The organism is Pseudohongiella sp. (assembly GCF_011050365.1).
Taxonomy (GTDB): Bacteria; Pseudomonadota; Gammaproteobacteria; order Pseudomonadales; family Pseudohongiellaceae; genus Pseudohongiella.
Window position 1 is genome coordinate 12113 of the sequence record NZ_DRFV01000013.1, and the last position, 18599, is coordinate 30711.

The 18599-nt window shown below is 53.1% G+C and carries 16 protein-coding genes; 9 read left to right on the plus strand and 7 right to left on the minus strand.

What is annotated here, in order from left to right; all coding sequences use genetic code 11:
• Window positions 1-39: 39 nt before the first annotated feature.
• The 4 genes from ENH71_RS11260 to ENH71_RS11275 form a co-directional block, all read right to left on the minus strand.
• Window positions 40-927 carry a cation diffusion facilitator family transporter gene (locus ENH71_RS11260; RefSeq protein WP_317622747.1) on the minus strand — a complete coding sequence of 296 codons (888 nt, stop codon included), beginning with the start codon at window positions 925-927 and terminating at the stop codon, window positions 40-42.
• 84 nt (window positions 928-1011) lie between these two features.
• Window positions 1012-4134 carry an efflux RND transporter permease subunit gene (locus tag ENH71_RS11265; protein WP_294130273.1) on the minus strand — a complete coding sequence of 1041 codons (3123 nt, stop codon included), beginning with the start codon at window positions 4132-4134 and terminating at the stop codon, window positions 1012-1014.
• Between the two features lie 14 nt (window positions 4135-4148).
• A complete protein-coding gene (locus tag ENH71_RS11270) occupies window positions 4149-5165 on the minus strand; it encodes an efflux RND transporter periplasmic adaptor subunit (protein WP_294130275.1) in 1017 nt (338 codons plus the stop codon).
• Window positions 5166-5182: 17 nt separating this feature from the next.
• Window positions 5183-6478 carry a TolC family protein gene (locus ENH71_RS11275; protein WP_294130277.1) on the minus strand — a complete coding sequence of 432 codons (1296 nt, stop codon included), beginning with the start codon at window positions 6476-6478 and terminating at the stop codon, window positions 5183-5185.
• A gap of 556 nt (window positions 6479-7034) precedes the next feature.
• Here ENH71_RS11275 and ENH71_RS11280 point away from each other — a divergent pair.
• The 6 genes from ENH71_RS11280 (at window position 7035) to ENH71_RS11305 (ending at window position 14644) form a co-directional block, all read left to right on the plus strand.
• Window positions 7035-7418 carry a hypothetical protein gene (locus ENH71_RS11280; RefSeq protein WP_294130278.1) on the plus strand — a complete coding sequence of 128 codons (384 nt, stop codon included), beginning with the start codon at window positions 7035-7037 and terminating at the stop codon, window positions 7416-7418.
• Between the two features lie 174 nt (window positions 7419-7592).
• Entirely contained in the window at window positions 7593-8252 is a 660-nt protein-coding gene (locus ENH71_RS11285; RefSeq protein ID WP_294130280.1) for a HupE/UreJ family protein, read from the plus strand.
• A gap of 35 nt (window positions 8253-8287) precedes the next feature.
• A complete protein-coding gene (locus ENH71_RS11290) occupies window positions 8288-8965 on the plus strand; it encodes a transmembrane anchor protein (protein WP_294130282.1) in 678 nt (225 codons plus the stop codon).
• 10 nt (window positions 8966-8975) lie between these two features.
• Window positions 8976-10238, plus strand: a complete 1263-nt coding sequence (locus tag ENH71_RS11295) for a TolC family protein (protein ID WP_294130284.1) — start codon at window positions 8976-8978, stop codon at window positions 10236-10238.
• Window positions 10239-10390: 152 nt separating this feature from the next.
• Entirely contained in the window at window positions 10391-11521 is a 1131-nt protein-coding gene (locus ENH71_RS11300) for an efflux RND transporter periplasmic adaptor subunit (RefSeq protein ID WP_294130286.1), read from the plus strand.
• A gap of 9 nt (window positions 11522-11530) precedes the next feature.
• A complete protein-coding gene (locus ENH71_RS11305) occupies window positions 11531-14644 on the plus strand; it encodes an efflux RND transporter permease subunit (protein WP_294130288.1) in 3114 nt (1037 codons plus the stop codon).
• On the opposite strand, the gene ENH71_RS11310 is transcribed toward ENH71_RS11305, so the two are convergent.
• Complete coding sequence (locus ENH71_RS11310) at window positions 14626-14976, minus strand: DUF3147 family protein (RefSeq protein WP_294130290.1); 351 nt, start codon at window positions 14974-14976, stop codon at window positions 14626-14628. The two genes, ENH71_RS11305 and ENH71_RS11310, sit on opposite strands and share 19 nt — an antisense overlap.
• A gap of 306 nt (window positions 14977-15282) precedes the next feature.
• Here ENH71_RS11310 and ENH71_RS11315 point away from each other — a divergent pair, with 306 nt between their 5' ends.
• From ENH71_RS11315 to ENH71_RS11325, 3 genes are all read left to right on the plus strand, one after another.
• Window positions 15283-16035: a glutaredoxin family protein gene (locus ENH71_RS11315; protein ID WP_294130292.1), complete on the plus strand. Its 753-nt coding sequence runs from the start codon at window positions 15283-15285 to the stop codon at window positions 16033-16035.
• A gap of 138 nt (window positions 16036-16173) precedes the next feature.
• On the plus strand, window positions 16174-16458 hold the full coding sequence (locus tag ENH71_RS11320; RefSeq protein WP_294130294.1) for a DUF5676 family membrane protein: 285 nt from the start codon (window positions 16174-16176) through the stop codon (window positions 16456-16458).
• A 97-nt stretch (window positions 16459-16555) separates the two neighbouring features.
• Entirely contained in the window at window positions 16556-17752 is a 1197-nt protein-coding gene (locus ENH71_RS11325; protein WP_294130296.1) for an ATP-grasp domain-containing protein, read from the plus strand.
• Window positions 17753-17822: 70 nt separating this feature from the next.
• Here the strand turns inward: ENH71_RS11325 and ENH71_RS11330 are convergent, their stop codons facing one another.
• Complete coding sequence (locus tag ENH71_RS11330) at window positions 17823-18281, minus strand: ATPase (RefSeq protein WP_294130298.1); 459 nt, start codon at window positions 18279-18281, stop codon at window positions 17823-17825.
• Window positions 18282-18356: 75 nt separating this feature from the next.
• Entirely contained in the window at window positions 18357-18584 is a 228-nt protein-coding gene (locus ENH71_RS11335; RefSeq protein WP_070118150.1) for a hypothetical protein, read from the minus strand.
• Window positions 18585-18599 lie beyond the last annotated feature (15 nt).

An 18599-nucleotide genomic window follows, 5' to 3' on the forward strand; every position in this document is an offset into this window, starting at 1 on the left:
TGATCAACCTCACAGCCAATTACAGTCTATGCTGTCATTCTATCCGTGCCCATATACCTTGGTATCTTGGTGACAGTGATCAGGGTGTTCAAACTCCAGCGTGGAATGCCGTATGTTGAACTCCGCCTCCAGCGCCATTTTTAGCCGATGTTTGGTCTGCTCAAACTGATCCCAGGCGTCGACATCAATGACTACATGAGCGTCCAGCGAGGCTTCATGCTCACCCATTTGCCAGCAATGCACATGATGAACATCAACCACACCTTCGATCCTGGTGAGAGCCAGAATGACAGCGTCCGTATTAATATTCAAAGGGCTCCCCAGCATCAATGTTCTGATACTTCCACCGATTTCTGTCAGGCCAAGATAAAGAATATAGCTTGCAATACCGATGGTGATAGCGGGATCAACCCAACGCAAGTCGTAGAGTAGAATAAGGGCGCCGCCAATAATCACGGCGACTGACGCGAGCGCATCGGAAAGATTGTGCAGAAACAACGCGCGGATGTTAACGCTGTCTTTCTGCATTGAGTAAGTGAGCAAGGCTGTCAGCGTATCCACGGCCAGAGCAATACCGCCAAGCCAGATGACCCACCAACCCTTGATTTCCGGGGGGTCGATTATCCGCATACCACCTTCGTAGATCAGGTATAAACCTATAATAATCAAAGAAGTGTAGTTTATCAGGGCTGCAACCACCTCAATTCGTCCATAGCCAAAGGTCATTTTGGCGTCAGCCGGACGGCGCGAAATTTTCCGGGCCGCGAACGCGATAACCAGCGCCGCCATGTCGGAAAAGTTGTGCAAGGCATCGGCAATCAGCGCCAGGCTACCGGCAAAAATGCCGCCCGCAATTTGCGCCAACGTCAGAATGGCATTGGCCCAGATGGCGATGGCAACGCGCTTATCCTTCGATTCATGGGACATATGGTCGTGTTCTTGACTCATTGGATCACCCTCGTCTCAGTCGCTGGAAAATTGCCCCCGGCAAGGTCGCCAGAGGCAAAACAATCACCTTTCCTTAAGTTTTTTGTCTTTCCTGTGCAGCAGGGTATAAAGCACCGGCAACACAAACAACGTCAGCAATGTTGACGAAATAATGCCGCCAATTACCACTGTAGCCAATGGCCTTTGTACCTCAGCACCGGTTCCGGTGTTTAGCGCCATGGGCACAAAACCCAAGGCCGCGACAAGCGCTGTCATCAGCACCGGCCGCAGTCGTATCAATGCGCCTTCAGTCACTGACTTGATCAGTTCTCCATTCTCATGCCACAGGTCGCGGATGAAAGCCACCATCACCAGTCCATTGAGCACGGCTACACCCGACAAGGCAATAAAACCCACCCCGGCAGAGATTGACAAGGGCATGTCTCGCAACCATAAGGAGAATACCCCACCGGTGAGGGCAAGCGGTACGCCACTAAAGATAATCAAGGCATCCTTGAGCGAACCAAATGCCATCACCAATAACGCAACAATGATTGCCAGTGTGACCGGTACAACAATTGCTAGACGCTGACTGGCGGACTCCAGTTGCTCGAATGTGCCACCATAGTCGAGCCAATAGCCTGCGGGCAGATCGACCTCCTGCTCCATACGCTCGCGGATTTCCTCCACAAAACCACCCAGATCACGATCACGAACATTGGCGGTGACTACCACTCGTCGCTTGCCATTTTCCCGGCTAATCTGGTTGGGCGCGGGCGCCAGTTCCAATTCGGCCACCTCCGACAGCGGTACATAACCACCATTGGGTAATGGGACTGGCAAATCGGCCAGGCTATCCACATCGCGGCGGATATCTTCGGGCAACCGGACCACTAACTGGAACCGGCGATCGCCTTCGTAAATCAGACCGGCATTCTCGCCACCGACGCCTGCTGCCACCAGGTCCTGCATGTCATCCACAGTCAAGCCGTAACGCGACAGTGCCATGCGTTTGGGATGAACCGAGAGCATAGGCAAACCGGTGACCTGTTCCAGTCGGGCATCAGCAGCGCCAGTGACCGACTCAACCACTTCCAGCACCTCAGTGGCCGAGGCAAGCAACTGATCCAGGTCATCGCCGAATACCTTGATGCCCAGATCTGCCCGCACCCCTGAGATCAGCTCATTAAAACGCATCTCGATGGGCTGGGTGAACTCATAGTTGTTGCCGGGCAACTCTTCGACGGCCGCCTGGATTTCCGCAATCAGCGTATCCCTTGGTTTGCCCGGGTCGGGCCAATCCTCTTTTGGCTTAAGAATCACAAAGTTGTCGGCGACATTGGGCGGCATGGGGTCGGTGGCGACCTCGGGTGTGCCTATGCGCGCGAAGACCTTGTCTACCTCCGGGAACTCCTTGATACGCTGCTCAAGCTGTTCCTGCATGGCAATCGACTGCTCCAGACCAGTGCCAGGAATGCGAAGTGCATGTAAGGCGATATCCCCTTCGTTAAGTTGCGGGATGAACTCAGAACCGAGCGTTGTTGCTAACCACAGACTGGCGGCCAGCAAGACACCAGCGCCGGTAAGTACCATCAAACGAAATCTTAGTGCTAGCTCCAATGCCGGTCGATAAAGTTTTTTCGAGACGCTGATGACAGCACTTTCCTTTTCCCGGATCTTGCCGCTCATGAACACAGCAACAGCGGCGGGCACAATGGTAAGCGAGAGCACCATCGCTGAAAGGAGCGCCATGACAACCGTAGCAGCCATGGGATGGAACATCTTGCCCTCGACACCGGTAAGGGAGAAGATGGGAATGTACACCACGGTAATGATGGCCACGCCGAACAGACTGGGCCGTATAACTTCCGAGGTAGCTTCATACACCAACTGCAGCCGTTCCTTCAGCGGTTGACGTCCGCCACTGGCGTGCTGTGCTTCGGCCAGGCGTCGGGTACAATTCTCCACGATGATGACCGCGCCATCCACAATGAGACCAAAATCCAATGCCCCCAAACTCATCAGATTGGCGGAAACGCCGGTGCGCACCATACCGGTGATAGTGGCGAGCATCGCAAGCGGAATCACTGCCGCGGTGATCAACGCCGCGCGCAGATTGCCTAACAGCAAAAACAACACCACAATTACCAGCAGCGCACCTTCCAGCAGATTCTTCTCCACGGTGGCGATGGCTTTATCTACGAGCGTGGTGCGGTCATAAACCGTTTCTAGGCGAACGCCTTCCGGCAAAGTCGGGCGGATTTCCTCCAGCCGGGCGGCGATGGCCTGGGCGACACTTCGGGAGTTCTCCCCCACCAGCATCATGGCTGTACCGAGTACGGTTTCTACGCCATCGCGGGTGGCTGCACCGGTACGCAGTTCTTTGCCGATGGCTACCGTTGCAACGTCCGTTACCTTGACCGGCGCGCCATTGCGATTGGCAATAACCACCTGCTCAATGTCACTGATGGTCTGCAATTGGCCCGGCGATCGCACCAGCAACTGCTGGCCATTATTTTCAATATAACCAGCCCCGCGGTTAGCATTGTTGCTCTGGAGTGCTGTGACCAGGTCTTCCAGAGTGACGCCCAACTCGAGCAATCTTGCCGGATACGGGGTCACGTGATACTGCTTGTTATATCCGCCAATGGAATTGACTTCAATGACACCTGGTACCTGTGCAAGTTGCGGCTTAATGATCCAGTCCTGCACTTCCCGCAAGGCTGTCGGTGTCCAGGGCTCACCGTTGGCTTGCGTGGTGCCGGGAACGGCATCCACGGTGTACATGAAAATCTCTCCCAGACCAGTGGAAATAGGCCCCATTTCTGGCTCCATCCCCGGTGGCAGGACACTCTTGATGGAGCCAAGACGCTCGTTGATCAGGTTACGGGCGAAGTAAAGATCTGTGCCCTCTTCAAATACAACAGTGACCTGAGATAAACCGTAACGCGACAGCGATCGGGTATAGGACAGGTTAGGCAGGCCGTACAACGCGGTTTCCACCGGGAACGTGATCCGCTGTTCGGCCTCCAAAGGCGAATAACCCGGGGCTTCGGTGTTGATTTGTACCTGAACATTGGTGATATCCGGCACCGCATCAATGGGCAGGCGCTGGAAACTCCAGACCCCGGCACCAATAAGCGCCAGAATCAGGGATAACATAAGATACCGCCTCTCAACCGAGAAGCGTACGATTGCATCAATCATGGCAGTCTCCTGGTTTAGTGGGCGTGCTCAGCGCCGGATTTTTCAATATCGGCTTTGATGAGGTAGCTGTTGTCGACCACGTAGCGCTCCCCTATCATCAAACCGGACAGGACTTCGACAAACTCTCCATCGCTGCGACCCAGTTCCAAGGGCCGTGCCTCAAAAGCGTCACCATCCTGTATGAATACAACCTGCGAGTTATCCAGTGACTGTAATGCGCGATCTTCAATCATCAGAGGTGCGTCAATGCGCTCCACCACAATATGTCCGGTAACCAGACGTCCCGGTGCCAACAAGCCATCAGCGTTGTCAATTTCTACGCGAGCAATGACGTACGGAGAGTCACTACTTTGCGGCAGGATGTCGCGAATGCTGGCTTCGATTTGAGTATCACCAGTATCAATACGGACCATCTGTCCGGGTGCCACCTGTTGGCGTTGGCCCGGAAAGATTTTCAGCTCTGCCAACAATGTATCAAGCGGGACGATGGTGAACAGGGTCTGCTCCGCCGCCACCCCGCCCAGATTGGCGTTGCGCTCCAACACGGTGCCACTTATGGGTGCTGTCACTGTGTAAGTTTGAAGACTGTCATTGGACTCGACAGTAATAAGCGGATTACCGGCTTCGACGCGATCGCCCAGGCCCGCATTCACGTTGACGATCTGTCCTGGGAATCGGGCCCGAATGTGCACAATGCTGTCAGGGTCCAGCGTCAATCTTCCGTAGCTGACCAATGTGCGCACTAAGGTGCCGCCACGGGCCTCCCTGCTTCGGATACCGGTCTGCTCCGCCATGCCGGCTGAGATTTCCACATGGGCGTTCTCTGACTCTTCGTGATCCGCGTGTTCGTCGCCCTCTTCGTGCTCCCCTGTTTCTGTGTGTTCCTCGGAATCGGCGTACTCACCGGTTTCTTCGTGGTCTTGGTGCTCAACATTCTCTTCGTGTGCATGATTATCTTGCACGGCCTGAATCGGGCCTGATGTCAGCGCACATATACTGGCAAGGATGAATAAAAAGTTAACGTTTTTCATAGTCGTTGTCCCGTTGTTCAGCGGCCAGCCAGAGGCTGGGCTGTAAGTTGTTCGATCAAGGCCTGATTCAGCAATGCGGTGGTTGCGGCGTCGACTAAAGCCCGCTGCGCGGCGAGCAATTCGCGCTGGGCGGCCATCCATTCCACATAGCTGTAGCGCCCGCTTTCATAAGCTTCCCGGGTTTGAGTGAGCGCCTCGCTCAAGTTGGGCAGCATCTGGCTACGAATCTGCTCCACGGCAGCGATGCTCTGCTGCCTTTGCTGATAAGCATCAAACAGGCGTGAATGCAGGTTCAGCAAAGTGGCCTCGCGTTGAAACCTGATCTCATCGCGAGCTGCCAACGCTGCTCGTACTTCGCCGCGATTACGTTGCGCCGGAAACAATGGGACGGAAAATCCCGCTGTAAATGCGATGTCATCGATCTCCTCCATGCGCCGGACACCCACTTGCCAGTTAATGTCGCTTTCGGACTGACTGCGGGCGAGTTGAATCTCTGCCTCGCGCACACGCTGTTCGCTGGCGTAGACCTGAATGGCAGGGCTATCGCTGACTCGCTGGTATAGAGACTCGAAACTGTCGGAGGCACCGAACTGGAACAGATCACCCTGCAATTGGGTAAACTCCACTGAGGTATCCCCCCACAGCAAAGCCAGCGCCATCTTGCGACTGACCAGCTCGGATTGCAGGCGTGACTGTTCGATCTGGCTTTGCGTAAGCGCAGCCCTGGCGCGCAAGACTTCAGCCTGAGGTGTGGCACCCTGCTCGGCGCGACGGGTCACGATATCAAGCGTCGATTGAGCCAGTGAAACAGCGTCGGCGGCCAGTTGAAGTTTTTCCTGTAATGCCAGGGTGGCGACGAAACGTTGCGTCACCTGTCCCAGCAGATCGAGGGTTTCCGCCCGGCGTTCCGCCTCAACCAGTCCGAGGCGTGAATCGATTGCACTGACTCGGGCCTGTCGCTGCCCGCCAAGTTCAATCGTTGACGACAGGGTCAGCGTAAGCTCCGCACCCACCAGGCCACGGACATCACCAGTGCCAAGGAAATTTTCAACCTCTGCGCCGGCTTCCAGGGCCGGATTCAGATCAGCCGTGATTCGGCGCCCCTGGAGTCCGTCAAGGCGCAGGCCAAAGACTTGTAAACGCGGGTTTTGCGCCATGGCGCGGGACATAGCATCGCTCAGGGTGAGCGGGCTCTCCGCCGCCTGCACGGCGGTAGCATTGAGCGAACAGGCGAAAATCACCCAGAACAAAACGTAAAAAGTGTGATACGACAACGCGTACCGCCCCGTAAGCACGGGAAAATTGGAATGCATGAGAATGCTCCTACGAAAGTCTGAAAAACAGCTATTCCCTGACTAGGGAAGATATAAGCAGTATCAGGCGATCGGAGGGCGCAGCAGTGGGGGGTGAATACCTTTCAGCAAACTGGCTCGGTAAACGAGCACAACTGATGCTTCGACAGTGCTAGCGAGACTTGTCTGTGGTATCACCAAACCCATATGGAAACAGTTATGATTGTGATGACAATCGGCGCTTGAGTGATGAGACTCGTTTTGGGAAGGGTTGCTTTTGTGGACTTCTTTTTCAACCTCAGCCGATGCCAGCGAATGCTCATGGTGGGGCGCCGAGGCGTGGTGAAGCTGCTCTTCGTAGGCAATAGAAGTCACTGACTGCAAAGCAATCATGAGCGCTACCGCAAAAATGAAACAGCGTTTGATCATAAAACCCACCTAGAATTCAACTCCGAGCTTACCAGAATCACGTGGAAAAGAAAAATTTAGAATTTTACAAGATTCCTGCGAACATGGTTTGACCCTGTATCGAACACAGTGATAGAGTTTCTTGAATAACTCATAATGAGTCGTTGCCGTGTACCGCAAAGTTTTTTTCGCATTGATGCTGGTCATGCACTACTCGTTGGCATTCGGAGCTAACGAGGCAGCCGCCATGCCAGATGAGCAGCATCCGTTGGGCAAAGCCATTCAACACAATCATCACCATGCACATGCTGATGACCACAGTCATGATCACGACAACTACCTGGGGCCGGACAGCGCCGCGCAGCACGAAGCCGCTGGCGACGTACACGATCATCAACACAAACACGGTATAAACATTCAATTGAACATAGATATACCTGGCTTATTGGCTCTGGACTTTTTCAGGGCTGATTCTCCGCCGGTCGCTCGGTACCGGCTCGATCACAACTCACTAAGTTACGCCCCCGCCGTCCCTCCGCCCAATCTCCTGTAGTCTCGGGCTATACGCCCATTTATATCGTTTTTATTGAGTCCGATCCAGGACTGCTGGCCTTGATGGCAGCAGCGCGTATCGATCTACGATATCCGACTGTCAGGTTATTTCAACATGAAAAATTACTTCTGCCACCCCCGCCTTGTTATCAGGCTGGCCGTGGTTTCAATCTTGATGCTTTTTACGATTGCGGGATTTCCTGCTGAGGTGTTCGCGCACGGCGTCACTGAAGGGGATAAAGGTTTTATTCAGGAAAGCAGCGGGGTCATGATATTCCCGTTCATTTATCTGGGCGCAAAACATATGGTCACCGGTTATGACCATCTCTTGTTTTTAGTCGGTGTGATTTTTTTCCTCTATCGATTCAAGGATGTAGCCCTCTACGTCAGCTTGTTTGCGCTGGGGCACACCGTAACCCTGCTGTTTGGCACACTGATGCAGATAAGCGTTAACGCCTATCTGATCGATGCCATTATTGGTTTTTCCATCGTCTACAAAGCTCTCGACAATCTGGGCGCCTTCCAGCGCTGGTTCGGCGTGCAGCCCGACACCCGCATTGCAACCATGATTTTTGGCCTGTTTCACGGCTTCGGTCTGGCAACCAAAATTCTTGACTACCAGGTTTCCCCAGACGGGCTGGTGACCAATCTGATTGCCTTTAATGTCGGCGTTGAAATCGGTCAGCTGCTAGCGTTGAGCGTCATCCTGATTGCCATGGGATTCTGGCGCCGCTCCACCCGTTTTAGCCGCCAGGCCTACAGCGCGCAAGTTGTGCTGATGACCGCCGGCTTTCTGCTGACGGGTTATCAACTCACCGGATACTTCGTTGCCTGACATCCATCAACCATTTTTGAAACAGGAACTCCATTATGCACATAACCAATAAGCCAGCAGAGGCAGATTTGCCCTCAACTGTGCAACTTCTCAAATCGACCGCCATTGCAGCTATTGCCGCCCTGCTGTTGTTGCTCATTATTGTCATGCCCGCTGAATACGGCGTAGATCCGACAGGCCTGGGCAGCATCACTGGCCTCACACGAATGGGTGAGACAAAAATGGCGCTGGCCGATGAGGCCGCCGCTGAAGAACGGGCACTGGCAGCTGCCATGAATCAACCGTTGACGGAACCCGAGGTAGAGCCTGCCGAAACGCAGGAGCTGGACTCATCGGCAGCTGCCTCCGCACCCGCAGAGGTCGCACAATCGCCTACGCCAATGGAGCCCGATATTCGTAGCGATGAAATGCAAGTGTCACTGGCACCCGGTGTTGGCAGAGAAATCAAGGTGACCATGGCACAAGGAAAAACTGTTGAATACAGCTGGCAATCCGAGGGCGGCATTGCCAACTTTGATATTCATGGCGACTCGGTGCCACTGGAGATTGACTATCATAATTACAGTCGGGGCGCCGAACAAAGCAGTAGCGGCGTACTTGAAGCAGCCTTTGATGGCAATCATGGCTGGTTCTGGCGAAACCGGACCGATAGCCCGATTGTGGTAACCATACAGACGCGCGGTGAATACACCGACATATTTCTTCTTGACTAAGGAGCCGTTTATGCGAGCTCAAAAGATAGTAATGACCAGTGCGGTCTCAACAGCACTGTTAGTGATCTCTGCCCTGTCACTCGCTGCGGAAGAGATAACGCTCGAGCAGGCAATCATCAACACCATCACTCAAAATCCGGAGTTGCAGGCTTTTGGCTACGAATTGCGGGCACAGAACGGCGTGATCTTACAAGCCGGACTGTCGCCAAAACCTGAGCTCACGGTTACCGTCGAAGATGTACTGGGCACAGGCGTGGCACAGGGACTGTCGGGTGCACAAACCACCGCAAGCATCAGCTGGGTACTTGAAGGCCAACTGCGCCAACGGCGAATAGACGCCGCACGCACGGGATCATTGGTGCTGGCCAGTGAAGCGGAAGTGATGCGCCTGGATGCTGCCGCCCAGACAGCACGTTATTACACACAGGCGCTGGCGCATCAAGCCAGGCTACAACTCGCCGCGCAGTCAATTTCGCTGGCAGAAGATACTGTGACCACAATCAGCCAACGGGTTGCTGCCGGCACCTCGCCCCGATCCGATCTGGCCAGAGCACGGGCAGAGTTGTCCATGCGAGAGCTGATGCAGGAAGACCTGAATCATGAGCTGGTCGGATTTTATCACCGTATCGCAGCACAATGGGGAGCGTTGGAGCCGGATTTCAGCCACGTCGGGGGCGATCTTACGAATCTTCCTGCCGTTGAGCCGTATCCTTCTCTGGAAGCACGAATTGAGCAGAACCCGGATCTGACGCGCTTCCTGTCAGAGCAACGCTTGCATGAAAGCACCCTGTTATTGGAGCAGGCCAGGCGCAACTCGCTATGGCAATTTAATGCCGGCGTGCGCCGGATGGAGCGCAGCTCTGATGTGGGATTTGTTGCCGGGGTGACCATTCCTTTGAATCGCGGCAATCAGAATCAGGGCCGTATTGAAGAGGCACGTGTCAGGTTGGCGCAATCATCCGCCAGACAGGAGGCGGAACGCATTCGTGTGATGACGTCACTGTTTCTGTTCCACCAGGAGCTGGAACACAGCCTGCATATTGTCGAGTCGTTGCGCAGCGATGTCATTCCTGAATACGAACTGGCTTTGTCCGAGGTAAGACGAGCATATGAGTTAGGCAGCTCCAGCTACATGGAATGGCTGCAGGTACAGAACGATTTGCTGGCAGCGCGAGAGCAACTGCTTGAAGCCAGTGTGCTTGCCCATCAAAACATGATTGAAATTGAACGATTGACTGGTGTGCGTATCGCGCAGACTGGATCTGAACAATGAGGCTAACCATGTACCCAACTATTAATACTGTTAAAACCATAGGGCTATTTCGGGCTGTCTCCCGTGCGGCCCCCCTGCTCTTTTTACTGCTGCTGTCCTCCTGCGGTGAATCAACGGACACGAGTACAACTACGCCTGAAACAGAGAGCGAGATGACCGATGAACGAGGGCCAAACAACGGAATTTTGTTGCGCGACGATGATTTTGTACTCGAACTGGCGATCTTCGAAACTGGCGTACCGCCTGAATACCGGGCGTGGGCGACCGTCAACAATCAACCTGTGGACCCCGATGAGTTGGATCTGAATGTCCAACTTTCCCGCCTGGGCGGTGCTGTCGATGACATCGACTTTGTGCCAACCGGGGATGCCCTGCGTGGCGACATGGTGATTTACGAGCCACACTCCTTCAGTGTCTCGGTCACGGCCTCGTACAATGGCAACTCGCATCGCTGGTCCTATGACAGCTTTGAGGGGCGTACGACGATAGAGCCTGCAGTCGCTGAAGCACTGGGCATTGAAACTGACATTGCGGGACGCGCTGTTATCGAGGAGACCATCCCGGTTTACGGTCGTATCGTGGCAAATTCTGATGCTGTCAGTAACGTCACGGCAAGATTTGACGGAAAAATTGAAACGGTGGCTGTTGCGCTAGGAGATTACGTCAACGCGGGTGACACGCTCGCCACCATCGAAAGCAATCAGAGCCTCACGTCTTTCGAGCTGCTCGCCCCGATAAGCGGCCTCATTACCGCAAGAAACGCGTCGGGAGGGGAATCAACAGCCGGCAGAGCGCTGTTCACCATCACCGATACATCAACCGTCTGGGCCGACCTTGCGGTTTTCCCTGCTGACCTGCCACGCATCAATATCGGGAAACGAGTGACCATCAACACACCGCTTACTGATACGCCGATTACCGGCACAATTGCCAGAATCCTGCCAGAGACAGCATCCAATCAGGCAGTCACAGCACGTGTGGTGCTGGATAACTCCGATGGCGTTCTGCGGGCCGGAACCTGGGTTCAGGCTCAAATAAATATCGCTGAGCACGAGATTCCACTGGCCGTCAGGCGCGAAGGGCTACAGGCTTTTCGCGATTTTACCGTCGTTTACGCTCAGATAGGTGATCAGTTTGAGGTTCGCATGCTGGACCTGGGACGCCAGTCAGAGGAATGGGTCGAAGTGCTGGGGGGACTGGAACCAGGGACACGTTATGTCACTGAGAACAGTTACATATTAAAAGCAGATGTCGAAAAATCCGGCGCATCTCACGACCACTAAGGAGCCATCATGCTTGATTCAATTATTAATTTTTCTTTGGCCCGACGTGGTTTGATACTGGTTCTGACCATGATGCTGATCGGCCTGGGAATATGGAATTTTAATCGGCTGCCGATCGACGCCGTGCCGGATATCACCAACGTGCAGGTCGCGGTCAACACACCTGCACCCGGCTACACGCCACTGGAAGTTGAGCAGCGCATTACCTTTGCGCTGGAGAACGCCATGAGCGGCATGCCTGACCTGTCCTATACAAGGTCTGTCTCTCGTTATGGTCTCTCGCAAGTAACAGCTGTATTTGAAGACGGCACCGATATCTATTTTGCGCGACAACAGGTCAGTGAACGAATTTCCGCGGCACGCAGTGATTTACCGGAAGGACTAGAGCCCGAAATGGGCCCAATCGCTACCGGTCTCGGTGAAATATTCATGTTCACGGTGGATGCCGAGCCTGGCGCAACCAACGCCGATGGTACGCCGGTCACCCCCACCGACCTGCGCAGTGTCCACGACTGGATTATCAGACCCCAGCTACTTCGTGTCCCAGGTGTGGTAGAGGTCAATCCTATCGGCGGATTCAGAAAAGAGATTCTAGTGGCACCCGACCCCGCGAAGCTGCTTGCTTACGGTGTAAGCAGCGCTGACCTGTTTGATGCCCTGCAGCGTGACAATCGCAACCAGGGGGTGGGTTTTATCGAAAATAATGGCTCACAACTGCTGATGCGTGTCCCCGGCCAGGCGGCCAATCTGGATGACTTGCGCAATATTGTCATCAGACAGCGAGACAGTGTGCCCGTTAGAGTCAGTGATGTTGCCAGTGTATCCATCGGACAAGAGCTGCGCTCGGGCGCTGCTACCCAGGACGGGCGCGAAGTGGTCATGAGCACGGTGTTTATGCTTGTCGGTGAAAACAGCCGGGAAGTGGCCAACAACACGGCGATGCGTCTGCAGGAGATTCAACCGAGTCTGCCTCCGGGTATTACCGCGACTGCCGTCTATGATCGAACCACCCTGGTCGATAAAACACTGCAAACCGTGCAAAAAAACCTGCTCGAAGGCGCGCTGCTGGTAATCGCGGTGCTATTCCTGTTGCTTGGCAATATACGCGCGGCCATATTGACCGCAGCCGTCATTCCCATCGCCATGTTGATGACCATTACTGGCATGGTGCAAACCCGCGTCAGCGCCAATCTGATGAGCCTGGGGGCACTGGACTTTGGCCTGATCATTGATGGCAGCGTCATCATTGTCGAGAACTGTCTGCGCCGACTCAGTGAGGCCAGTTCGCAGGGCAAACTGGAGCTGAAGCGACGGCTTGAGGTGGTCTCGGCTGCGACAAGGGAAGTTATACGCCCTGCTCTGTTTGGGGTATTTATTATTACTGCTGTCTATATCCCCATTTTCGCGCTGGAAGGCGTAGAAGGAAAAATGTTCCACCCCATGGCAATCACCGTTGTGATAGCCCTACTCAGCGGCATGCTACTCAGCATCACCTTTGTGCCAGCCTGCGTTGCCATGCTGTTCAGAAAGCCTGTCAAAGAAAAGAAAAATCCCATTATGTCGGCTGCACATTTCCTGTACCAGCCTGCGCTGAAGGCGGCCCTGCATTTGCGATGGGGCGTCGTGGTATTGGCCGTTGCGCTGGTCGGTGTCTGTGCGGCATTGACCACGCGTATGGGCACGGAGTTTATTCCGAACCTGGACGAGGGCGATATTGCCATGCACGCATTACGCATACCCGGCACTTCTCTCGAACAGGCGATTGCTTTGCAGTTCAAACTGGAAGAAGAAATCCGGAAAATGCCGGAGGTCGAACGGGTATTTTCAAAGATTGGCAGTGCTGAAGTAGCCACCGACCCCATGCCCCCAAGCGTGGCGGACACCTTTATAATCCTGAAAGAGCGTGACCAATGGCCTGACCCATCAAAGCTTAAAACGCAGGTGGTGGCAGAACTTGAAGCGATAGTTACTCCAATCCCGGGCAATCGCTACGAGTTTCTGCAGCCCATTCAGATGCGCTTTAACGAACTGCTGGCTGGCGTCAGAAGCGAGCTTGCCGTACAAGTATTCGGTGATGATTTCGATCAACTGATTGCGCTGGGCACTGACATTGAAGATCTTATGTCAGGCATTCCCGGTGTGGCCGATCTTGCGCTGGAGCAAACGACAGGATTGCCAGTAATGACCCTGCAGCCACGACGGGAGACCATGGCACGCCTGGGACTGAGTATCACGGGATTACAGGACACATTGGCGATGGCGCTGGGCGGCGCAGTTGCAGGTCAGTTTTATGAGGGGGATCAGCGCTCCGATATCGTGGTACGGCTGGCTGAGGATCGCCGCAGTAACCCCGATGCCTATCAGCATCTGCCCGTCATGTTGCCCGATGGTGGTTATGTGCCATTGGGGGAAGTGGCCGATATCAGCATCGACACTGGCTACAATCAGGTCTACCGGGAAAACGGTAAACGTCGTATCGTGGTCACGGCCAATGTCAGAGGTCGTGACTTGGGCTCATTTGTGACTGATGTACAGCAGGCTGTCGAGCGCAATATAGACATCCCGCCAGGGTACTGGATTGAGTACGGAGGCACGTTCGAGCAATTGCAATCTGCCTCGCAAAGATTGTTGATTGTGGTGCCGGCGACCCTGTTACTGATCGCCTTGCTGCTGGTGATGGCACTGGGCTCCATCCGTGACTCAGCCATCATATTTTCCGGAGTACCACTGGCGCTGACCGGTGGTGTGCTGGCACTTCTGCTTCGTGATATTCCGCTGTCTATTTCCGCCGGCGTCGGTTTTATCGCATTGTCCGGGATAGCTGTATTGAACGGCCTTGTAATGCTGTCATTTATTCGTGACTTGCGGGCACAGGGACAAGCGCTTGATCACGCCATCATGGAGGGTGCCATCGGGCGACTCAGACCGGTGCTGATGACGGCGCTGGTGGCTTCTCTGGGTTTTGTGCCTATGGCACTGAATACCGGCATTGGCTCTGAGGTTCAGCGTCCGCTGGCGACGGTCGTGATTGGCGGGATTATCTCATCAACCTTGTTGACGCTATTCGTGCTGCCCGCGCTGTATCGGCTGGTGCATGGCGGGCGTCAAAGTTCTATGCCATAAAAACGCAATATAACCACGAGTAACCCGTAGCAGATCACGGTGATGACAATTGAGATTGTCAGGCTCAAGTAGAAATTGACGCCCTGAGACAGCATCAGAGGCAGAGCGATGAACAATGCCAAGGATGGCAGTACCAACCAGAAAACACTGCTGGCAAGCTCACTGACTTTTGCTACATCACCCGTGTCAACGTACAGCCAAATCATCGCCAACACTGAAACCAGCGGCACAGATGCCAATAGTGCCCCCAAAAACGAATTGCGATTGGATAGTTCTGAGATCGTAACAACAAGCAGTACGGTAATTAAGATTTTCACTATGTAGTAAGCCAACGGTGCACACCTCTTACCGACGGACATAATATCCAGGGAACTTTATTTCCATTTGAACAAATTACAATGGCCTACTCATCCTTTCGAGAAGCATTTGACGCCTCCTCTCAGAACTCCTACTTTGGCCAATTGCCGGTTCACTTTCAACTACCATACTAATTTATGAAAAAAAGAATGACCTCAAAATTACATTTTCGTAATCTCCATGTCATGTTTAAGACAGAATAAATTCGTTATAATCAGGCTGTTTAAGCCGCCTTAATACTATTTATTCTGCCAAATCAGTCGAACAAGGAGGAATCACAAATGTCAGACTCCAAGACAGCTGAACTGTACCGAATGGTAACGGAGGATCATGTGTGTCCTTACGGCTTAAAATCGAAACACCTACTGAAAACTCAAGGATTTCACGTGGAAGACCACCACTTGAAAGACCGGGAAGAAATCGAAGCATTCAAGGCCGAACACGATATAGATACCACCCCACAGACATTTATCGATGGCACCCGGATTGGTGGTTATGATGAACTACAGACTTATTTTGGGAAAGAACCCACAGATGAGGACGAAACAACTTATTGGCCTGTTATCAGCCTTTTTTCCACTACTTTCCTGATGGCTTTGGGAGCAGCTTCGATAGCTGAAGGGCAATGGCTGTCCTTACGCGCTTTTGAATGGTTCATCGCGTTTTCAATGTGTGCGCTTGCGTATCTAAAGATTCGGGATGTGGAAAGTTTTTCGACCATGTTTCTTAACTATGATCTTCTAGCGCAAAAATGGGTACCGTACGGGTACGTATACCCCTACGGAGAGGGTATTGCCGGCGTGCTTATGATTGCCGGGGTGCTAAACTTCGTTTCGATCCCCATCGCCTTGGTCATAGGCACAGTAGGTGCCATCTCGGTTTTTAAAGCCGTCTATATTGAGAAACGAGAACTCAAATGTGCTTGCGTCGGAGGCGAAAGCAATGTGCCATTGGGTTTTATATCACTCACGGAAAACCTCATGATGCTCGGCATGGGGGTATGGATGCTTGTCAAGCATAGCACTCTAGGATAGAAGCGACCAACAGGTTCTCAACTTGATGTACTTTTAAGATATAGGTAATAGCCTTATCAAGTATCCAAAAACATCTGAAGAATCATCTGGTCCAAAGAAGGACCATTTTTTCACGACACCTCCAAGAGGAAACTGACCATGAACAGTTCGAGCACACCTAGCGCCCGGCTTCGGCTTCTTGCAGTAGGCAACACACTGTCACTTCTGCTGGTAATCAGCTACCTGCTATGCATTGGTTTTGGCATACTGGTCCCTGATCAGATGCGCATGTACGAGGCGTGGGCGCCTTTACTTCCTGGTTTTGAATGGCTAACCTGGCGCGGATTTTTGATTGGCTTAGTGGAAACCTACCTCTACGGCTGGTACATCGCGATCTTGTTTGTCGTCCTATATCATTGGTTTTCCAAAACGCCCAAAGAATAGAGAACTCCCATTGTTATCAGCCAATATAAATTCGGAACAGACTAAGGCATTATTGCTAAACCGACATTGCGTTTGCCTTACATTAGATCAGTCTACGGTGGCTCAAAAGCTCGCCAAGGAATTGCCGAACGAACGCGATCAGATTCTGTCCATCACGGCTTGGCAGCAGTTCTTTTCAAATACTGCCGTCTTTGTGCCTGATCACGAAATGGGCTTGATGCAGTCTATTGTTCATGCCATTGAGGCTGTGGTCGCGCTTCCAAAGTACAGGAGCAGTGCCTTGTCCTGGGCGCCTGAGAATGCGCAGGTCGACCCGGGACCATCAGGCGCATTTATGGGCTACGATTTCCACTTGGGAGCGGATGGTCCTCGCCTTATTGAAGTAAATACCAATGCCGGTGGCGCATTCCTCAACGCCGTAATGAGACATGTCCAGATTCAATGTTGTGGTGCGTCAACACGCATGTCAGGCGCGGAGAGCTTTGACTCTGCCGTGGTTGCGCAATTCGACAGTGAATGGCGCGCACAGCGCGGCAGCGGCCGACCCAAAACAATAGCCATTGTGGACGAGCAACCAGCCGAACAGCATCTGTATCCCGAATTCAGACTGGCACAACAGTTGTTGCGGAACAATGGGTTCGACGCACTGATACTGTCTCCCTCAGATCTCCGGTATGAGGGCGGCGCACTGTATAGCGGCGACAAACAGATCGACATGGTATATAACCGCCTGGTGGATTTCGGACTGCAAGCTCCTGAGCAGGCGGCCCTGCGCTCGGCATGGCTGGACGGCAGCGCTGTCATCACGCCCAATCCTTTTGTTCATGCGCTTCGTGCAGACAAGCGCAACCTGGCACTGTTATCTGATCGTGATACCTTACTCGACTGGGGGCTAAGCCGCGAACATTCTGAATTCCTACAGCATGGCGTACCGCGCACCGTGCAAGTGAATGCAACCAACGCCGATGAGCTTTGGCAGCAGCGAAAGCAATTGTTTTTTAAACCGGTAGCAGGTCATGGCAGCAAAGGTGTCTACCGCGGCAGTAAGCTGACCAAAGGTACATTTGCCCGTATTCTTGACAGCGATTATATCGCTCAGGCTTATGTACCTCCTTCGGAACGAGTGGTTTTGGTTGATGGAGAACAGCAGATGCTCAAGGTTGATGTGCGTCTTTACACCTACAAGGGCGCCGTTCTATTGGCTGCAGCGCGACTCTATCAGGGGCAAACAACCAATTTCCGCACACCGGGGGGTGGTTTCGCCCCGCTGCTGCTGTTAAATTCAGCTGAATAGGCCTTGGCTCTACTAAGTTCCGAAAACCGTGATTAATTGGGAGTCGTCTTGCCAGAATCAGTAATCACGCTTACAAATCATCCATCCGTCCGAGTTGCCGAACCAGCAGCTTCGTTTCATTCTCCTCCATGTCGAGCAGCAGTTGCATCAGCTCTGCAGCTTCTGGGATCTCTGCCTTGCGCAGCAGAGTGCGGTACAACTCAATGACTTGCTCATGAAAATCGATGACTTCAGCGCTGATCGCATCAGCATCCATTTTCGCGTAGTGATCATCACAATCGAGATGTGTCTTAATCGGATTATGAGGAATGTAATCGTAGACATACGTCTTTGCCGCCTTGGGATCAGCCTGATGTTCAAAGCCAGCCACCATTTTTTCCATGGCAGTTTCACAGGACGCAAGATACTCCAGCAGCATGGCCGTGCGCTCTTCATGGTGCAATTTCGCACAGTGTGACAGGCATTGCGCCAGTTGCGCATGCAATGCGCGGGACCATTCGATCAGATCGAAAAACGTTTTGATTTCCATGCCAGATGTTTCCTTGATAAATATTACGTTACGTTTGCTGACCATTATTAATTCAGCGATTAGATACCAGGTTATTCACTCATCATGTCGCCGGGCTTTCTCCGCCGGCCATTGAGCAAAAGCAAGAAAGTACAACAGAACCAGATTCACCAAGGGTATCAGTATCAAAAATCCTAAAAAACCTGGATACCCTGTACGTTGACATATACGCCACGCCGGGATCACAGCCACAATTGCGATTACCAGCATCCACAGCCAGTGTCCTGCCCACATTGTATTTCCCGCCATTTCATTCCCCATCATGGTGCTATCCTCCAT